General features: G+C 64.4%; 15 protein-coding genes and 1 riboswitch. Of the genes, 4 read left to right on the plus strand and 11 right to left on the minus strand.

Translation table 11 applies throughout. The annotated features are described in order from the left end of the window. Window positions 1-109 precede the first annotated feature (109 nt). Window positions 110-445 carry a GNAT family N-acetyltransferase gene (locus WJ542_RS28385; RefSeq protein ID WP_411192880.1) on the plus strand — a complete coding sequence of 112 codons (336 nt, stop codon included), beginning with the start codon at window positions 110-112 and terminating at the stop codon, window positions 443-445. 168 nt (window positions 446-613) lie between these two features. Then, window positions 614-1,852 carry a Bd3614 family nucleic acid deaminase gene (locus WJ542_RS28390; RefSeq protein ID WP_411192881.1) on the plus strand — a complete coding sequence of 413 codons (1,239 nt, stop codon included), beginning with the start codon at window positions 614-616 and terminating at the stop codon, window positions 1,850-1,852. Between the two features lie 174 nt (window positions 1,853-2,026). On the opposite strand, the gene WJ542_RS28395 is transcribed toward WJ542_RS28390, so the two are convergent. Continuing rightward, complete coding sequence (locus tag WJ542_RS28395) at window positions 2,027-3,223, minus strand: porin (RefSeq protein ID WP_411192882.1); 1,197 nt, start codon at window positions 3,221-3,223, stop codon at window positions 2,027-2,029. Between the two features lie 342 nt (window positions 3,224-3,565). Beyond that, entirely contained in the window at window positions 3,566-4,414 is an 849-nt protein-coding gene (locus tag WJ542_RS28400; RefSeq protein WP_411192883.1) for a spherulation-specific family 4 protein, read from the minus strand. A gap of 60 nt (window positions 4,415-4,474) precedes the next feature. Next, a riboswitch (cyclic di-GMP riboswitch) is annotated at window positions 4,475-4,557 on the minus strand. 75 nt (window positions 4,558-4,632) lie between these two features. On the opposite strand from WJ542_RS28400, the gene WJ542_RS28405 reads away from it, so the two are divergent. Then, window positions 4,633-5,028 carry a DUF4280 domain-containing protein gene (locus WJ542_RS28405; RefSeq protein WP_411192884.1) on the plus strand — a complete coding sequence of 132 codons (396 nt, stop codon included), beginning with the start codon at window positions 4,633-4,635 and terminating at the stop codon, window positions 5,026-5,028. A gap of 45 nt (window positions 5,029-5,073) precedes the next feature. Here WJ542_RS28405 and WJ542_RS28410 read toward each other — a convergent pair whose 3' ends face one another. The 9 genes from WJ542_RS28410 to tssB all read right to left on the minus strand — a co-directional run bounded on the left by WJ542_RS28410 (window position 5,074) and on the right by tssB (window position 16,493). Continuing rightward, window positions 5,074-5,634: a toxin-antitoxin system YwqK family antitoxin gene (locus WJ542_RS28410; protein ID WP_411192885.1), complete on the minus strand. Its 561-nt coding sequence runs from the start codon at window positions 5,632-5,634 to the stop codon at window positions 5,074-5,076. 14 nt (window positions 5,635-5,648) lie between these two features. Next, complete coding sequence (locus tag WJ542_RS28415) at window positions 5,649-7,637, minus strand: type VI secretion system Vgr family protein (protein WP_411192886.1); 1,989 nt, start codon at window positions 7,635-7,637, stop codon at window positions 5,649-5,651. Window positions 7,638-7,665: 28 nt separating this feature from the next. Continuing rightward, window positions 7,666-10,293 (minus strand): type VI secretion system ATPase TssH, encoded by a 2,628-nt coding sequence (tssH, locus tag WJ542_RS28420; protein ID WP_411192887.1) that lies wholly within the window; start codon window positions 10,291-10,293, stop codon window positions 7,666-7,668. Next, window positions 10,290-11,444 carry a type VI secretion system baseplate subunit TssG gene (gene tssG, locus WJ542_RS28425; protein ID WP_411192888.1) on the minus strand — a complete coding sequence of 385 codons (1,155 nt, stop codon included), beginning with the start codon at window positions 11,442-11,444 and terminating at the stop codon, window positions 10,290-10,292. The genes tssH and tssG overlap by 4 nt, the downstream gene beginning before the upstream one ends. Next, a complete protein-coding gene (tssF, locus tag WJ542_RS28430) occupies window positions 11,408-13,195 on the minus strand; it encodes a type VI secretion system baseplate subunit TssF (protein WP_411192889.1) in 1,788 nt (595 codons plus the stop codon). The genes tssG and tssF overlap by 37 nt, the downstream gene beginning before the upstream one ends. Beyond that, entirely contained in the window at window positions 13,179-13,673 is a 495-nt protein-coding gene (gene tssE / locus WJ542_RS28435) for a type VI secretion system baseplate subunit TssE (RefSeq protein WP_411192890.1), read from the minus strand. Before tssE ends, tssF begins: the two co-directional genes overlap by 17 nt. A gap of 28 nt (window positions 13,674-13,701) precedes the next feature. Further along, window positions 13,702-14,199 (minus strand): Hcp family type VI secretion system effector, encoded by a 498-nt coding sequence (locus WJ542_RS28440; RefSeq protein ID WP_411192891.1) that lies wholly within the window; start codon window positions 14,197-14,199, stop codon window positions 13,702-13,704. 110 nt (window positions 14,200-14,309) lie between these two features. Further along, window positions 14,310-15,785, minus strand: coding sequence for a type VI secretion system contractile sheath large subunit (gene tssC / locus WJ542_RS28445; RefSeq protein ID WP_411192892.1), 1,476 nt, complete (start codon window positions 15,783-15,785; stop codon window positions 14,310-14,312). A 141-nt stretch (window positions 15,786-15,926) separates the two neighbouring features. Next, the gene (gene tssB / locus WJ542_RS28450; protein WP_411192893.1) at window positions 15,927-16,493 is read right to left on the minus strand and encodes a type VI secretion system contractile sheath small subunit; all 567 of its coding nucleotides are present in this window, start codon (window positions 16,491-16,493) and stop codon (window positions 15,927-15,929) included. A gap of 452 nt (window positions 16,494-16,945) precedes the next feature. Here tssB and WJ542_RS28455 point away from each other — a divergent pair, with 452 nt between their 5' ends. After that, a complete protein-coding gene (locus tag WJ542_RS28455; RefSeq protein ID WP_411192894.1) occupies window positions 16,946-17,446 on the plus strand; it encodes a hypothetical protein in 501 nt (166 codons plus the stop codon). Window positions 17,447-17,462 lie beyond the last annotated feature (16 nt).

Here is a 17,462-nt window from a genome sequence, read left to right on the forward strand (position 1 = left end):
CAGAAAAATCAGTATAGGCGAAGTATCTGCTGTTGGTCGAACAGAGGGCGATGTTCTGATATCTGCTGTCAGATCAAGGCTAACTTTACACACCTAATCACTGAGGGAGGTGGTCAAACGGCCGCTTGCGTTGCATCGTCTCGGGTACGAGACGACGCCCGCACTGATCCTCAAAAATGCGGAATTATTGATTTCTAGTCCTACAGATAAGGTATTAATAGTCACAATCGATGGTAAATTCGTCGGTAGCATCAGCTTACATGTGCTTTCGCTGTTCCATGCAGCCGGTTATCTGGAGCGCATAACCAGCATGGTCGTCGACGAGCATTACCGGGGAGACGGTATCGGTCGTGCTTTAATTTCTGCCGCAGAATGTTGGTTTAAGACGGTCGAATGCGTAAAGTTGGAAGCGACGAGCGGAGATTGCCGTCCTGATGCGCAATAGAGAGGTGCCGGACCGTGCCGAGTTGCTACCGGAGAATGCGGCAGTAGTCGACCAGTCCCGATCAAAACGGTTAGTGTGGCGAGGCGCTTCGATCTAGTCAGCATCGGAAGGTCCACCTTCGAGAGAGGTCTCGTTACGATGTTCGCATAACATTATCGTGGAGCCGCCATGTCTCTGTCTTTGCATGAAAAAGGACTGTACTTCGCGTATTCCCTCGCCGAGCTGACCGGCAGGCCAGTCGCCGTCTATATCGAAACCACCGGCGTGAAAGCAGGCGGGATCAGTACCGCAACAGACCGCTACCAGATCCGCACGGCGCTGGTGAATTTGCTGCGCAATGGCAATTACGGGCGCACTGGTTTGATCTGCCTGAGTTATGTGCCGGGCGAACTGGATCAGGGCATGTTCCAGATGAATTCGGTGGCCGGCGGACTGTTCTGGGCAACCGATTCGCAAATCTACAAAGCCACCGTCGCTTCGTTCGTGTGGGCGGCCGGCGTAGTGGCGTATTCAGAAGACGCTCGCCCTTGGGTAACCGCCAGCGCGAGTAACCGCGTGGTAATGGCCAATAGCTGGCTGCGCATTAATCGGCTGGATGGCAAATTGCTGCATCCGCCCATGGTCTCGACCGAGGTTCAGGATATGCGCGGCCAGTTGGTGCGTGAATACACACCGCCCACGGTGGTCGAGGTGCCTGATTTTACCGGTACGCCGCCGGACTATCGGCCAACCCCGCTGAGCGACGCAATCTTGATGGCGCTGGCGTATGCCATTGTGCGGGTGTCCTGGTCCGAGGGTGCCATCAGGCACGACGGCCACAACACGCAGGCCGAGGAGTTTGGCGGCCACAATATCGGCTGCGTCATGATTGATGGTACTGGCAAGATCTTCGGCTGGGGGCTCAACTTGACCGCTGTCGGGGCTAGTTTGCACGGCGAAACGATGGCGATCCTGACCCACCAGCGCACCAACGGCGGACCACTGCCTGTTGGCACGCGCATCTATACCACCCTGAAACCTTGCTATATGTGCGCCGGCACCATTGTGAGTGCCGCGCCGGACTGCACCGTTATTTACGGCCAGGACGACCGCAACATCACCAACAGTGCGCTGGATCGACGCGTGAACAACTGCAGCAACGTCATGCGTCCGGGCGAAACCACCGGGCCTGCGCTCCTGGGCATCCAGGGGGGACTATCCACCACCGGCAGCCTTGCGACCGAAGCCGCGCGGGGCCTGATGGGCGATGCGCTCGAAGAGTTCTTCAAGATCGGCGCAAATATTCCGCCGAGCCGGTGGGAAGTCGATTTGTGGATCCAGGCAATGGATTTGCTGTGTGCAATCAGCCCGTTTGCCAGGACGCTGTATGGCTATTACCTGAAGGGGCTGGAGGCGCAGTCAAGCTGAGGAAGATATAGACGCGCAGCGGGCAAGAGCCCGGCATACGCCACGCACATTCATGCGGCGATAGTCCGTCACAGTAAACGAGAAAAGTGCGGGCAGCCTGTGCAGCAGCCGAAACAGCACCGCCGACGACCGCCCCGGCCAGAAGCCGGGGCAGCGCTGCTCGCACTCTTTGGATCAGAAGCGGTGCTTCAGGCCAACACCCACGACGACCTGTTCATCGCCGGAGGCCGGGTCGAGGCTGTAGATGCTGGCGTCGAATGCGCCATTGTTGTTGCCGCCGCTAACCTTCTGGTAGACACCCTCGAGATAGATGTCGGTACGCTTCGAAAGCAGGTAGTCGACCTGAGCCATCACCTGGTTCCAGTGCGGCGAAGCCGACGCGTAGCCCTTCGACGCGCCGCCAAAGCCACCGGTCGTGTACGTGTACGCAGCGCCCAGCGCCAGGTCCGGACGGAGGAAGTAACGGCCGTTGATTTCGAAGTTGTCGAACTTGACGTACTCGCCACCCAGTGCGCCCGTGGAGGTGCTGCCGCCTTGCCAGACGCCGGTCACGTTGTAGGTAACCGAATGCGTCCACAGAACGCCAATCGACGAATCGCCGAGCTTGTACTGCGCGCCGACGCCATAAATCTGCTGGTCGCCGCCGGTGGTCAGCGCGTCGCCGTCGCCGGTGCTCACAGCGCCAGTCGCATTGGCCGACGCGGGCTGCGCCGTACGATTGAGCTGCACGTACGCGGCCGCCACATTGAACGGGCCATACGAATAGCCGGCGCCCAGGCTGTATGCGCTGTTATTCGCAAACTGGCCTGCTGCGCCCGAGAAGGCATACATCGCACCGGCCTTGAAACCGTCGTACGACACGCTGCTGAACTTCACGGAGTTGTTCAGCCGCATGTCGTTGTTCAGGTTGTCGTTGTCGTACACATGCGATGCAAGGTTGCCGCCAAATCCCGAACCGGTCGCGCTAAGCGGCGCGACGTAGTCGACCATGAAGTCGTATTGACGGCCAAGCGTCAGCGTACCGTACTGGCTCGAGCGAAGACCAACCCATGCCTGACGGCCGAACAGGTCGCCGCCGTTCTTGAGCGCGCCCGTATCGACGTTGATACCGCTTTCCAGCCAGAAGACTGCACTCAGACCGCCGCCGAGATCTTCCGTACCACGCAGACCCCAGCGCGACGTATAGACGTTGCCGCTTTGCATCGACCAGAGGCTCGCGCCCGCCGAGCTTGCGCTCGACGCCGATTTGCGTGCGTTGTTTTGGTACACGATACCGGTATCCAGCACGCCAAAAAGCGTAACGCTGCTTTGAGCGTGCGCCACACCGGTCACCAGCATTGCCGCGGCGGCGGCAATATATCGACTCTTCATCACTTAACCCCTTACGGTTTGTCCTGCAAATTCACCTGCAAATTTCCTGCGGGATGAAGTGTAAGGTTTCGATGTGATGCTATAGCGTGAACATTGCAAAAATGTCATTGAGATTTCTATATGCAAGTGCGTCATAAAAATGACAAAAATTCATGCAGTGAGCGCACTGTCCCTTCAATTCGGGGCTCCGATGGACGCACTAGTCGGCTCATGCGCCGCGGAGCCTCGATATTTCAGGGGAAACCCTGCTTTTTCGTGTTGTGAATTTCCGACAGCCGATACCCACGAGGAGCGCCGGGTTTTTAAATATTCGGCAATGTCAGGATCTGGATGATGCGGCGTTTATCGGCCCGCGGCGGCGTCCGAGGTTTCGGTTGCCCAGTGCGATGGAAGCTTTTTGTATGGATTCGGCAGCGTCAACGAGGTTACGTAGATGCCGCCAGCGCCATTCTCCGCGGCAAACTGCACGACGCCGGCGAGCGAAGCCGCCGGTACGTTGTAGACCATGTGCACGAAGCGGCTGACCGGATAGTTCGATTGCCATGCGGACGCCTTGAACTTCGTATAGGCCTTGGCGTTGTCTTCGAATACGACGAGCTGGTCGGCCACCGGCAGGCTTGCGTAAATCTCGGGAACGTTGGTGCCCGGATTGCCGGTTACCTGGTAGTTCGCCGAAAGTCCCTTGATGTAGTTGTAGATCGACTGATAGAACTGGAGGTCGGCCGTTTTGCTGTCGGTGGTCATCTCGTCGATGAAGAATCCATCAATCTGGTACATCTGCGTATAAAGATTGATGTCCTGCACGACAGCCGCGAGCGCACGCTTGCCGTATTTCGTCGAGACATAGCCGATCACCTTGCCGCCCGCCGCGTGCACCTTCGCGATAGCCGCAAAATAAGCCGAATCGGCTTTCTTGCCGGGACCATTGTCCGGATTGAGGATGGCCGTGGTGGGTGCGCTTGCGGCGGAAGTCGCCAGCGCATTCCAGTCCGCCGGATCGCTTTGCGCATCGAAGTAGGCAGGCACGACGAGTTCGAGTTTCTTCGCCGTTTGTGCGTGGGCCGGTCCGCTCATTGCCAGCGAACCGGTCAAGAGGAACGCGGTGCCGAAGATTCGGGCGCAGCGATTGAGGCGGGTAAACGCGGCCAGGACAGCCGACTCCGTTGTCGTACCGATGCGGGTTTTTTTCATGTTTGCCTTTCAACGGGCTCGGAGCCCGGGTTGATTGGCCCGCCGGGAATCGGAAACCGTGCGGGTAACTGGCTGACTCCGAAATGCCTGGAGTCCCTGTAGCTTTGCGTAGCCGGATCGCTCCGGGGTTGCCAACTGCTGATAACGGTCGCGAGTGGATAATCTTGAGTCGACTTCGCTATAGTCGTTCATCGTCGTGCCGCGAAAGGAGATGAATCATGTCGAGCCCACAGGTCTGCGCGGGTGCCACGCTGCAATGTTCGTTCGGCGGCGCGCCCGCGGTGCTGAACGTATTGCCAGTCAATCGCACGCTGGTTGGCGGCGTGCCGGCCGCGACGATTGCCGATTCGATCCCGATCGTCAACATCACGCCGTTCGCGTTGTGCCAAAGCGCGGCCAACCCGACGGTCATCGCGGCCACGGCGGCCGCGCTCGGCGTCTTCACGCCGATGCCGTGCGTGCCGGCCACGCCTGCACCCTGGCTACCCGGCGGGGGCGCCACGGTGCTGGTCGGCTCGATGCCCGCGCTCGATGCGCAAGGCACGCTGATGTGCATCTGGGGTGGCGTCATCAAGGTTACGCAGCCGGGGCAGGTCAGCACGCTCGTTCCCTGATCCTGATTCCGATTCGCCGGGGCATGCGCTGGAGCGATCTTCGGCTCATGCTTCGGCTTCCATCGGTTTGCCCGACAAGCCTTGCCACCAGTGTTTCCAGCGCGCGACGGGCTTGCCGTTCGCGTCGAGCGGCCGCCCGTCGCTTGCATAGCGCCACGCGGGTTCGACGGGCTTGCCCGCGTTGTACGCCTGGCGTTCCGCAAGACGGCCGTTGGGATGGAACCGCCGTAGAACACCTTGCAGCTTGCCCTGGCGATAAGTTGCCTGCTCCAGCACCGTGCCGTCGGGCAGCCGCGTTTTGCATTCGCCGTGCAGCAGGCCGTTCGCGTAGTTGGCCTCGCGCTGTATCGAGCCGTCCGGCTGGTAATACACCGCCTTGCCGTGCAACTTGCCGTTCTCGTAGTTCAGTTGTGCAGATGGTTTGCCGTCCGGGTTCATCATTGTCGCCGGGCCGTGCAGGACCCCATGCGCGTAGCTCAGCAGCGCGACCGGCACGCCGCCGGCCAGCACGCGCGCCGAGCCGTGCAATTCGCCATCGAGCGTCGTACCGTCGATGCGCGAGTCGCCGCGCTCGATCGTCACGTTGCGAACAGATTGCGTAGCCATGAGGCGTGCCCCAGTCAGTTGATCTTCACGATGCCGCCCTTGACGGTCAGCATGCCGCCGCCGTCCACGGTCTGCTCGACGGCACCCTTGTTCGTCACGCTTTGCCCCTCGTTCGAGAGCGTGCCGTCCGACTTGTTCGTGAGCGACGTTCCGGCCTGATTCGTCAGCGACATCGCGGCCTGATGGGTGATCGATCCGTCGCTCTTCGCGCTCAGGTTGCCGCCGCTCTGCAGCGTGAGCGTGCCGCTCACCTTGATGGTGAGATTGCCGTCCACCGTGAGCGTCATGTTGCCCGTGACGGTTTGCGCGAGGTCGCCCCCCACCGTGCGTGTTTCGTTGCCGCCGGCTTTCACGGTGCGCGCACCCTTGATGTCGACGGTCTCGTCGCCGGTTTTCACGGTCACGCTGCGATTACCCTGTTCGACCGTCAATGTGTCGTCGCCTTCCTTCACCGTATGCGTGCGCGCGTTCTTGATCGTGCTCGTTTCGTCGTGGCCGATCGTCCACGCGGCGTCGTTCAGCACGTTCGCGTTCAGGTCCTTCTGGGCCTGCAGAAAGACTTCTTCGCTATCCTGCTTGTCTTCGAAGCGCAACTCGTTGAAACCGCCGCCGCCCTTGGACGTGTTCGATTTGATGCCGGACTGCGTCTGGTTGTCGGGCAGCGTATAAGGCGGCAGGTTGGCACCGTTGTAGACGCTGCCGGTAATCAGCGGACGGTCGGGATCGGCGTCGACGAAGCTCACCACGACTTCGTCGCCCACGCGCGGCATGAACTGCATCCCGAACCGCTTGCTGGCCCACGGCTGCGCAACCCGTATCCAGCACGAACTCTGTTCGTCGTTCTTGCCGTCGCGATCCCAGTGGAACTGGACTTTCACGCGGCCGTACTGGTCGGTCCACAGTTCCTCGCCGCTCTTGCCGACCACCGTTGCCGTTTGCGTGGGCATGACCGGGCGAGGCGTGATACGTGCGGGGCGCCATGTCGTCGTGGCCGGAAACGCCTCGAAGCGATTGCGATAGCGATTGTGATCGGCCTCGTGCACCACGCTGCGTACAACCCATTCGACGTTCGCGCTGTCGTCTTCGTGATCCGCGAGCGTGAAACGGTAGCCCGGCGTGAGCGCACGGCAGTCGCTTTCGCCAACGAGCTGGCGCGTCGGCGTGCGCAAGGCGTCCACCCGCTGTTTCGCGAGCGTGGATGCGCTGTCACTGGTGGTGTAGCGGCCCGGATATTCGTAAACCGTGTAGCCGTTCGACGCGGCTTGGGCCTGCGAGTACAACTGGGCGGACGGTGTTTGCCACGCGTAGTCGCTATGTGCGAACAGGCCTGCGGCGGTGTCTTCCACGATCTCGCAGTAGAAAATCTGCGCCATCTCGCGCGCCGCGCTGGTGCCAGTCGTATAGGATAACGTAGCATTGCCGGGCAGCGTCGCGAAGGCGTCGTTGCTGTCGGCGATCACGAGCGTATGGCTGCCTGCCGCGTGGCGGAAGAAGTAGAACCAGCCTTCCTCTTCGCACAGGCGGCTGACGAACGCGAAATCGGATTCCGCATACTGCACGCACCATTCGCGCACTGCGGCCGTGCCGGTCAGCGAAAACGAGTAATCGGTCATCCCGTGTCCGGCGAACACGGCTTCGATGATCTGCTGGGCCGTCTTGCCCTGGAAGATGCGGTTGTTGTACGAGAGCGTGAGCAGCCAGGGCCACGAGCGCAGCTCCAGCGCGAAGTGGCTTGCGTCGACGGTCGAGGGCAGCATGGCGGCGCGCGTGCAGACCGCGTCGATGAGACGGGGCGCGTCGCCCCACGCGAGCGAGAGGGTGGTGTGGTTGCCCGTCATCGTGGCGGGCGCGACGGCCGGCAAGCCGCCTTGCACATGCAGACTCAGTATGGCGGGCGTGTCCAGCGCCTCGCGGGCTTCGAGACGATTGGGAAAAATCGAACTGAAGGCGGAGCCGGTCAGGCTCATGCGTGCGTTGGTATCGGCGGAAACGGGACGGTTCATCGCGGAGTTGGAGGGGCGCGATCAAGGGTTATTCGAGTGCCCACTGGGCGAGCGTGCCGACCAGTTCGTTCATGAGCACGTTGTCGATCTCCCGTGCCCCGGCGGCGCGGCAGCGCGCGAGCACGGCGTCGATGATGCCTTCGTCGAACGCGAACTGCTTGCCCGTGGCGTCGCGATAGCGCGCACGCAGTTCTTCGAGTTTCTTCTCGATGATGGCGCGCAGCACGGTGTCGTCGAGCGCCGCGTAGGGCACGGCCGTCATGCGCGCGAGAAAGGCCGGGCGAAAGACCTGTTGCAGCGCTTCGTGAAGTCGACGCGCAAACGCATCCGAAGCGAGCGCCGCCGCGGGCGTATTGAGCAGCAGTTCCGCGCCCACGTTGCTGGTCGCGAGGATCACGGTGTTGCGAAAGTCCACCACGAGCCCGGTGCCGTCCTCCATCACGCCCTTGTCGAACACGTTGTAGAACGCTTCCAGTACGTCGGCGTGGGCCTTTTCGATTTCGTCGAGCAGCACGACGCTATAGGGACGCCGGCGCACGGCCTCGGTGAGCGTGCCGCCGCTCGCGTAGCCCACGTAGCCCGGCGGCGCGCCGCGCAACTGCGAGACGGCGTGCGCTTCCTGGTAGGCCGCGAGATCGATCACGATGAGATTGCGCTCGCCTCCGTATAGCGCGTCGGCGAGCGCGTAGGCCGTCTCGGTCTTGCCGACGCCGGTGGGCCCGACGAGCAGAAAGACGCCCACGGGACGCAAGGGGTCGGCGAGCCCCGCGCGCCAGGCCTGGATGCGCTTCGCAATGCGTTCGAGCGCGGCGTCCTGCCCGACGATGCGCTGGGCAAGACGGCCCTTGAGCGTGCGCACGGCATGCACTTCGTCCGCGAGCATCTTGCCGACGGGAATGCCGGTCCAGCTTGCAATCACGGCCGCGATGGACTTGGAATCGACACAGACGGGCACCATCGGGTCGTCTTCGCGGATGGCTTCGAGACCGCTTTCGAGGCGCGCCAGTTCGGCGGCGAGATCTTCGCGCGGGTCGGCGGCGGTTTCGGCCGCGTCGTTCCCGGCGGCTGAGGCTGCGGTGAGCCTGGCCGCAGTCTCGTCGCGCGGTTGGGTGTCGAGTGCGGCAATGCGCCTGCGCAGCGCCAGAATTTCCCGCACGGTGGCCGCCTCGTCGCGCCAGCGCGCTTCGAGTTCCTGAACGAGCGCGGCGTTGCGGGCGTGCTCGCTTTCGAGCGTGGCGAGCCGCAGGGCGTGATTGCCGCCCATCAGCATTTCCGTGCGCAGGCGCAGCAATTCGTCGTCGAGCGCGCGCTGGCGGTGTCGCGCCGCTTCGAGCTGCGGCGGGGTATCGTGCTGGGCGAGCGCGACGCGGGCGCACGCCGTGTCGAGCACGGCAATTGCCTTGTCGGGCAACTGGCGTGCGGAGATGTAGCGATGCGAGAGCTTCACGGCATCGACGATCGCGGCGTCGAGGATCGTTACGCTGTGATGAGCCTCGAACCTTGGCGCGAGCGCGCGTAGCATCGCGATGGCCGTGGGCTCGTCGGGCGCTTCGATCTGCACGAGCTGGAAGCGCCGCGCGAGCGCCGGATCGCGTTCGAAGTACTTCTTGTATTCGAGCCAGGTCGTCGCCGCGATCGTGCGCAGTTCGCCCCGTGCAAGAGCGGGCTTGAGCAGGTTCGCCGCGTCGCTGCCGCCTTCGGCGCCGCCCGCGCCGATCATCGTGTGCGCTTCGTCGATAAAGAGCACGACAGGACTCGGCGAGCGCCGCGCTTCGTCGATCACCGCGCGCAGACGCCGCTCGAATTCGCCCTTCAGTCCCGCGCCCGCCTGCAGCAGCGCGAGGTCGAGCATGCGCAGGGAAACGTCCGCAAGCGGCGGCGGCACGTCGCCCGCGGCGATCCGCAGCGCGAGGCCTTCGACCACGGCCGTCTTGCCCACGCCGGGCGCCCCGACGAGAAGTGGATTGTTCTGCCGGCGCCGCAGCAGGATGTCCACCGTCTGGCGGATTTCGGCGTTGCGGCCCACGATCGGGTCGATGCGCCCGGCTCGTGCTTCGGCGGTCAGGTCGAGCGTGTACTGGTCGAGCATGGCCGGCGTCGGCTCGGGGGCGGCCAGGTCGGATCCCAGCTCGCTGAGCGCGGCCCCTTCGTCCGCGGCGACGGGTGGCGCGGCAGGGGAAAGCGCCTCGATGGGGGCGAGCCAGACCGCAAAGTTGGCGCGCAGCGCGGCGCTCGCCACGCGCGTTAGCGCAGGTGCGCAGTGGGCTGCCCGCGCGCGCAGGGCGTCGTTTTCAAGGAGCGCGATGAGCAGCGTCGCGGCGCGCACGCGCGGTTGCTGGAGCACCACGGTGGATTGCACGAGCGCGTCCTGGAGCCACACGAGCAGCTCGGGCGAAAACGACGGCATGCCCGGGTTGCCGCGCTTGAAGCGCGCCAGGGCGGTCCGGATCTCGGCGGAAACGACCGTGCGTTCCACGCCGAAGTGGGGCAGGACGCACGCGAAGTCTCCGCCCTCGGTTTCGACGAGTGCGAGTAACCAGTGCTCGACTTCGACCACGAAATGCGATTCGCGCAGGCACTGCTGCGCCGCGCGTTCCAGCGCCTCGCGCGGCTCGCGCTCGAGACGCGCGACGAGGGACTTGAGATCGAGTGTCACGGCGCGGGTGCGGCAGCGAATGCCGTATCCGGCGGAGTGGCGTCGCGCGGCGCAAGACGCGTGAGGCGCGCCGGCGCCGTTTGGGCGGCGCCGCTCCAGGCGGTCCAGCCTAGCCGCAACGGGGCATGGCGCGACAGGATCGCGCGTTGAAGTTCGCCCGCCGGGACCTGCAGTTCGAGATGCACCTGCAATTCCGCGCCGAACCAGGCGGCGGCCAGGGCATGCAGCGCGGCGTAAGCATGCGCTCCCGGCAGAAATGCTTCGTATTGCTCACGGTTCAGCGGACCGAGGCGTACCCGGATGCCGCGGTGCTCGTCCCAGATGCGCGTGCCGGCCACCGCGTCCACCCCGATGCGCCGGTTGCGGCCCCCGGTGCCGATTGCCGTGCGGCTCGCGGCGGGCAGCGTCTGCCAGCCGCCCGCGAACGGCGTGGAGCGCACCGGCACGCGGAAGTGGTGCAGCGCCATCACGTCGAAGCCGGCGAGCGAGCGACGACGGTTCGCGAAGAGGCCTGCGCGCGCGAGCAGCGCACGCAGGTCGGGCGAGTCGCCAAAAACGGCGGGCTTGTCCACCTTGGGCGGCGAGGCCCAGACGAGCCCCGTGACGGCCCGCAGAACGACATCGGCAGACCGCGTGAGCGTGGCAGGCAGCGGCTCGGCGCTGCGATATTTGCGCTGCGTGTGATAGAGAAGCGCGAGCAGCCGGTTCTGGAAGATATCGAGGAACGCCGTTGCGGCGCTGTCCTTGCGGCGCAGACGATCCTGCAGCCATTCCTGCCAGGCGCCGGGCAGCGGGCCGTCGGGCCCGCCCAGCGCGAACGAATTGACCTGGAGCTGGGGCTGTCCGGCTCGCTTTGCGGCAGATTCACCGCGAGTTTCAGGGCCCGCGCCAGCACCCGCGTCGGGCTCGAGCGCGAGCGAGCGCGGCAAACCGCGCCGCAGCGGCCCGAGCGCGCTGGCGGGAAACGCGGGTGAGAGCGTGCCACTCAGCGCAAGGGCTTCCTGCCGCGGGTCGAGCCCAGTGCCCGGCGGTTGCGCGTTCGGCCTCAGCAGTTCGAGGAGTCGCACGGCCTGCGCGAACTCGAACGCGTGCGGCTCTTCGAACAGCCGCTCGGTCAGAGTACGAGCGGGCTGCCCGTCATCGGCCGCCATGTGTGGATCTCCCGACCGTCGCATACGAGCGAGGTCTGCACGAAACGGTTGACGCTCGCGTAGAGCGAAAAGAAATGCGCGAGCACGCCGGAGAAGAGCACCGGGCTCGTGCCGACAAAGCCGGCTTCGTCGAGTTCGAGCCGCACGCCCAGGCCGCTGCGCCAGCCGCGCCAGCTATCGGACCCGACGTGCGCCACGACGCGCTCGCTCGAAATCCGGGTGATACCGGCGATCTGGCGTTGCGCCGGGGCATGGTCGCCGAGATTGTGCAGCACGAGCATTTCGCGCAGCGTCGGCACGGCATCCGGGCCTTCGACCAGCGAGACGTGGTTCAGCACGAGCTGGGACACGAGGCGCCAGCGCGAGCTGCCGTCGAGCGTGGCGACGATCTGGCGCGTGGGGCGATGCGCGAGCCGCACGCTGGCCACCGGGCCGGGCACCTCGAACGAGAGCGCGGCGTCGGGCGCGAGCCGGTGCGCGAGATGCCGGTTGGTGCACAGCAGGTCGGCGGTGAGCGTGCGCATGGCGGGCACGGCGGGATCGAACCGCGTGTCCACGAACGTGAGCATCACGTCGCTGCCCGGCCGCGACGGGTGCAGCCCGCTCACGCGCCGGGTGTGCCAGTAGACGTCCGAAGCCACGCCGTGGCGCGCGCCGTACCAGGGCGGCACGTCGGTCACGGTGCGGCCCGCTACCATGCGCACGTTACGTACTGCGTAGATCTCGGTGCACGATTCGCGGTGCGAATCGGGGCTCACGCGCATTTCGCGCGCCGTGCCATCCGGCCGTAACGGCTCCGACGTGCGTGCAAAGAGGTTGAGCGCAGGTGCGCAGCCGAGAGCGAAATCGCGGGGATGTAACGTGAAGCGGCCGCGCGGACCCGCCGCGAAGCCGACGACGAGGTGGATCGCTTCGCCCGCTTCCGGCGGCGGCTTGAACGGCAGGTCGAAGAAAGCGAATTTCTCCGGGAATGCGAAGTATTCGACCAGCAGGCGACAGGCCGGATGGGCACCGTCTTCGAGCGGCAGGAGCGCCTCTTCCTCGTCGAAGCCCACCGGCGCGGGCAGGCCGCTCTGGCGATGCAAAGCGCCGTCTTCCGTTTGTAGCCACACGGCGGTGCTATGGGCGCCCAGCAGATCGTAGAGCGCCGCGACCGTGACGGGCGATCCCGCGAGCCGCACGCGCAGGCGTTCGATCGGCAGGGCGCCCAGCGCATGCGGGCCGATGCCGCGCAATGTGAGGCGCAATGCCGACTGTAACGACGCATTGCCCGTGAGGGCCTGGGCTTCTTCCGCGTCCAGCAGCCGGACTGCGTCGAAGGCGAGCGGCCAGAGCGTGACCTCGGCGCTCGTGCGCCAGTGGATCGTCGTGCCGCTCGCATCCACGTGCAGGAGCGGCGTGCCGCGCGGCACGCGATAGCCCGCGGCAATGCTGCCTTGCGTCGGGTCCGGCTCGAACTGCACGATCGTCATGGACGGCACCGGGCGTGAAGCGTACGGGTAGAACTGCTCGAGCAGGCCGTCGGTGAGCGTGGCGTATTCGTCGTCGAGCGTGCGCTGGATGCGAGCCGTCAGTACGGCGAAACTTTCTATCAGGCGTTCGACGTGCGGGTCGGCGCTCTCGCCGGAGCCGAGTTCCAGCCGGCGCGCGATCTTCGGGTAGCGCTCGGCGAAGCTCTCGCTCGCGCGGCGCAGCCAGGTCAGCTCGCGCTGATAGTAGTCGAGCAGTTCCGGGTCAAGCGAGTCGTTCATCGACGATCCCGATCGACTGCGTTTCGCCATCCAGACCGGCGATGTAGGTGACGGGATGCTCGACGCCGTCGTTGCCGCGCAGCGTGCCCATGATGCGCAGGCACAGGCGCCAGGGCGCGCCTTCGTCGGGTTCGATTTTCACGCGCGGCCCTTGCAGGCGCGGCTCGAATGCGCGGACGACTTCGGCCACCTCGCGCTCGATCACGGCCCGGTCCTCCGCACGCGCCGCGCTCTGTGCGCTCCAGTCGGGCAGACCGTAAAGCAGCACTTCCGGCGCACGCGGCACGCGCGGCGTGCCGCGGCGCGTGTTCAGGAGGCGCAGCAATTCTGCGCGGACGGACGCGCGCAAGCCCGCCGCGTCGAGCATGCGCGCGGCGAGTTCGTTGCCGCGCTCTTCGAGCTCGAAAGGGGCGTCGTCGGCGAGCCGCTCGAAGAGCGGCATGGGCGCGATCAGTACGACAGGACGGTCGTTCGGCATGGGCGGTGTGCGCTGCCTCAGTTCCCCTTTATTTCACGACCTTGTTCGCGGCGAGATCCCACGTCGAGGCCGCCGTGCCTTCCTTGGAGCCGTCGTCCTTCTGCGAGGTCAGCTCCCACTTGATCTTCGTGAAGTTCAGCGAGAGCGTCTCCACCGGCTTGCCGCCCGCGCCGCCCGACACGCTGACGTTGCTCAGCACGACATTGTCGAGGGTATAGGTGATGAAGGGCATGATCTTGCCGTCGCTTTCGGCGGCGTTGCGGCCCACTACGACGGACGCCGAAGCAATGGCTTTGCCGCCGCAGCAGTATTCGTTGAGCGTGGGCGTGGCCACGTCCACGAACTTCGTGACGGTGAATTCGCCGATGTGGGGCTTGCCCGACGTGCGCTCCGAATTGCTGACGTCGTTGGTCACCTGCATGGCCACGTTGTGGCTATAGGACATCAACTCGATCTTGTCCGTGTAGCCCTCCAGCGTGCACTCGCCTTTGATGTCGCTGCCGAGGTCGAGAATGATCGAATCCATGGTTTGCTGCTCCCGGGACAGGGGGAACCGCGCGGGCCGCCATCGCGGCGCCGGGCGTGTTCAGGGGATGGAGGCGGCGAGGCGCCGCGGTCGTAAGGATAACTTGGCGATCAGGCGGCCGCGGGCGGCGGCAAGGTCGCGACGAGCCGGATCGACGCGGTGAGTTCCTCGAGCTGGAAATGCGGCCGCAGGAACACCGTCGCGCGATACGCGCCCGGTTTGCCGGGAACCTCGGTCACGTCGACGCGCGCTTCGCGCAACGGATACTGCGCCTTGATCTCTTGCGGCGCGTTGTCGTTGACGAGCACGTAGTCGGCGATCCAGGTGTTCAGGTAACTGCGCACGTTATCGCGCGTCATGAAGCTCCCCACCTTGTCGCGCATGATCGCCTTGATGTAGTGCGCAAAGCGGGAGGCCGCGAGAATGTATGGCAGCATCGCCGAAATCCGGGCGTTCGCGGTCGCCTCCGGCGTGTTGTACGCGACCGGCTTGTTGGCGGTCTGTCCGCCGAAGAACACGGCGAGGCCTTCGTTCTTCTTGTGGACGAGGGCGATGAAGCCGAGCGCGTCGAGCTCTTTCTCGCGGCGATCGGTGATCGCCACTTCGGTCGGGCACTTCATGACCTTGTCGCCCGAGGCCGTCTGGAAGATATGGTCCGGCAGTTTCTCCACGGCGCCGCCGCCCTCCACGCCGCGAATCGCGGCGCACCAGCTATATTGCGCGAAGGCGTCGGTGATCCGCTGGGCGAGCGCGTAGGCGGCATTGCCCCACAGATACTTCGTATGGTCCGTGCCGTCCACGTCTTCGAAGAAGTTCATGCCCTCCACCGGATTGCTGTCCGGATGGTAGGGGCGGCGCATCAGGATGTGCGGCAGCACGAGCGCGACATAGCGCGAGTCCTCGCTCTTGCGGAATTCGCGCCAGCGGTGCATGTCGATCGTTTCGAAGATCTTCGAGAGGTCGCGCGGCACGCCGAGTTCCGTGAAGCTAGTCATGTCGAAGAGCTGCGCATGCGCCGCCGAAATGAACGGGGCGTGCGCGGCCGCCGCCACCGAGGCCAGCTTCTCGAGCAGACTCACGTCCGGCGTCTGGCGCGTGAAGTAGTAGTCGCCCACCAGCACGCTGAACGGATGACCGCCGAACGTGCCGTACTCCTCTTCATAGATTTTCTTGAAGAGCGCACTCGTGTCGACGTCGATCGCTTTCTCCAGATCGTTCTGCAGGTCTTTTTTCGAGGCGTTCAGCAGACGAAGCTTCAACCGCGAACTCGTTTCGGATCCCTTGACGAGGAAGTGCAGCCCGCGCCAGGACGATTCGAGCGCCTGCATGTCGGGGTGGTGCAGCACCTCGTTGAGCTGCTCGCTGATCAGCTCGTCGATCTTGCGGATATGGTCGTTGATCATCGCCACCGTGTCGCGGCTGATGGTCATGTTCTTGTCGAGCACCTGCAGCGCGAACTCGGCCAGCAGTTCGCGCGCGTGCTGCTGCTGTTCCTCGTATTGCGCCATGCGGCCTTCGTGCACGATGCGATCGAGCAGCGCGACCGGTTCCGCCTGCGCTTGCGCGGCGGCCTGGATATCGGACATGAGTTTCTCCTCGCGTAGCGGCCGTTTGGCGGCGTCATTCGCCGCTCAGTTGGCCACGCAGTTAGCGGCCCGGCTGGCCGCGCAGTTGACCGCGCAGTCGACCGCGCGGTTGACCACCCGGTCGGCCGCCTGATTGAACGCTCAAGCAGCCGGCGTTTCGCCGGCGGGCGGCTCCGGCGCGTCGCCCGGCGGCGGCAACTGGGCGGGCGCGGCGTCCTGCGGATGGGCCGAGCGGATTTCGTTCAAACCCTGCGGGTCGTGCACGACTTCCTGGAGGAGCTTGTCCAGTTCGTCGTTGCCGTCGAGCTTGGTGAGGAGGTCTCGCAGGCGCAGACGCGCATCGTAGAGCTGCTTGAGCGGCGCGATCTGCTGGACGATGTTGACGGGATCGAAGTCGTCGATGTTCTCGAACTTCAGTTCGACGTTGATCTTGCTGCCGTCTGCGGCGAGCGTGTTGTCGACCTGCAGTACGGCGCGCGGGCCGATCGACTTCATGACGTCGTTGAAGTTGTCGCGGTCGATGTCGACGAAGCGCCGCTCCGTCATTTTCGGCAACGGCTCGGCCGGTTTGCCGGACAGATCGGCCAGGATGCCGACCACGAGGGGCAGCTCCCGCTTTTCGATGGCGTTGCCGGTTTCGACGTCGTACGTGATCTGGACACGCGGTGGGCGGTTCCTTTCGAACCAGTGCTGGGTACTGTCGGCCATGGTCACCTCGGAATTCTTTCTTTTATTGCATAGTCGAGTGAAAGAGGCCTGTGCGCATATCGAATGCAATGCGGCATGCCCCGATGTCGTATACGAGGTGCGGAGGGTTCTGCCGCAAGCAGGGTTGGCGCGATGACACCGCTTCGCTCGCCAGTGCTGCGTGACCTCGGGGATCGACGGTCACGACTTTAGGACAGGAAACAACAAAGTTCAAACAATATTTACTGCGCATGAATTGGCGTGACTTTCACATTGCTTTAACGAATTTCATGAATAGATCCGGTAATAAATCGTTATTGCACGAGCGTCATTCCGGCTTGTAGACTACGCGCGAAGCTGCCGGCATGGAAAACATGCGCAATGATTAGAAATACGAACCAGCATGAGGGGATCCGCGTGAGCGATGGAGATCGTGGCGGACCGGAGGCGACGCACACAATGGGGCTTGCGCAGTGATCACCACGCTATCGGTCAACACGCCGTGCACGGCCAGGGCGCCGCGCAGGGGGGGACTTGCCGCGCTCGCGGCGCTCGCCGTGTGGGGTCTCGCCGGCTGTTCCGCATCGCTGCCGAAGGTCGAGGTGGACACGCTGGCGATCGCGGTGTCGACGCAGGCCAATCTGGACACGCCTATAGCAGTCGATGCGGTACTCGTTCGCAATCCCCAGTTGCTCGATGCGTTGCTCGGCTTGCCGTCCTCGAAGTGGTTCGCGCAGCGCGACCAATGGCGGCGCGATCATCCGGATGATCTTGCCGTCGTGTCCTACGAGGTCGTGCCGGGCCAGCAGATCGCGGCCACGCCGTTCGCGTTCGGAGGCAAGCGCGGGGCCGGCGTAGTCGTGTTCGCAAACTACCAGACACCGGGCGCGCACCGCGTGAGGCTCGACATGGGCCCTGCCAATGCGCTGCTGCTATTAGGCGATCAGGACCTGAGCGTGCAGGCCGCACGCTGAATGAAGGCACATCGAG

The sequence above is a fragment of the Paraburkholderia yinzeri genome (assembly GCF_046581065.1).
GTDB lineage: Bacteria > Pseudomonadota > Gammaproteobacteria > Burkholderiales > Burkholderiaceae > Paraburkholderia.

What these genes read in the sequence shown, in the direction of transcription:
- WJ542_RS28390 (WP_411192881.1), top strand. Translation starts at nt 614, where the DNA reads ATGTCTCTGTCTTTGCATGAAAAAGGACTGTACTTCGCGTATTCCCTC.
- WJ542_RS28395 (WP_411192882.1), bottom strand. Translation starts at nt 3,223, where the DNA reads ATGAAGAGTCGATATATTGCCGCCGCCGCGGCAATGCTGGTGACCGGT.
- WJ542_RS28400 (WP_411192883.1), bottom strand. Translation starts at nt 4,414, where the DNA reads ATGAAAAAAACCCGCATCGGTACGACAACGGAGTCGGCTGTCCTGGCC.
- WJ542_RS28405 (WP_411192884.1), top strand. Translation starts at nt 4,633, where the DNA reads ATGTCGAGCCCACAGGTCTGCGCGGGTGCCACGCTGCAATGTTCGTTC.
- WJ542_RS28410 (WP_411192885.1), bottom strand. Translation starts at nt 5,634, where the DNA reads ATGGCTACGCAATCTGTTCGCAACGTGACGATCGAGCGCGGCGACTCG.
- WJ542_RS28415 (WP_411192886.1), bottom strand. Translation starts at nt 7,637, where the DNA reads ATGAACCGTCCCGTTTCCGCCGATACCAACGCACGCATGAGCCTGACC.
- tssG (WP_411192888.1), bottom strand. Translation starts at nt 11,444, where the DNA reads ATGGCGGCCGATGACGGGCAGCCCGCTCGTACTCTGACCGAGCGGCTG.
- tssF (WP_411192889.1), bottom strand. Translation starts at nt 13,195, where the DNA reads ATGAACGACTCGCTTGACCCGGAACTGCTCGACTACTATCAGCGCGAG.
- tssE (WP_411192890.1), bottom strand. Translation starts at nt 13,673, where the DNA reads ATGCCGAACGACCGTCCTGTCGTACTGATCGCGCCCATGCCGCTCTTC.
- WJ542_RS28440 (WP_411192891.1), bottom strand. Translation starts at nt 14,199, where the DNA reads ATGGATTCGATCATTCTCGACCTCGGCAGCGACATCAAAGGCGAGTGC.
- tssC (WP_411192892.1), bottom strand. Translation starts at nt 15,785, where the DNA reads ATGTCCGATATCCAGGCCGCCGCGCAAGCGCAGGCGGAACCGGTCGCG.
- tssB (WP_411192893.1), bottom strand. Translation starts at nt 16,493, where the DNA reads ATGGCCGACAGTACCCAGCACTGGTTCGAAAGGAACCGCCCACCGCGT.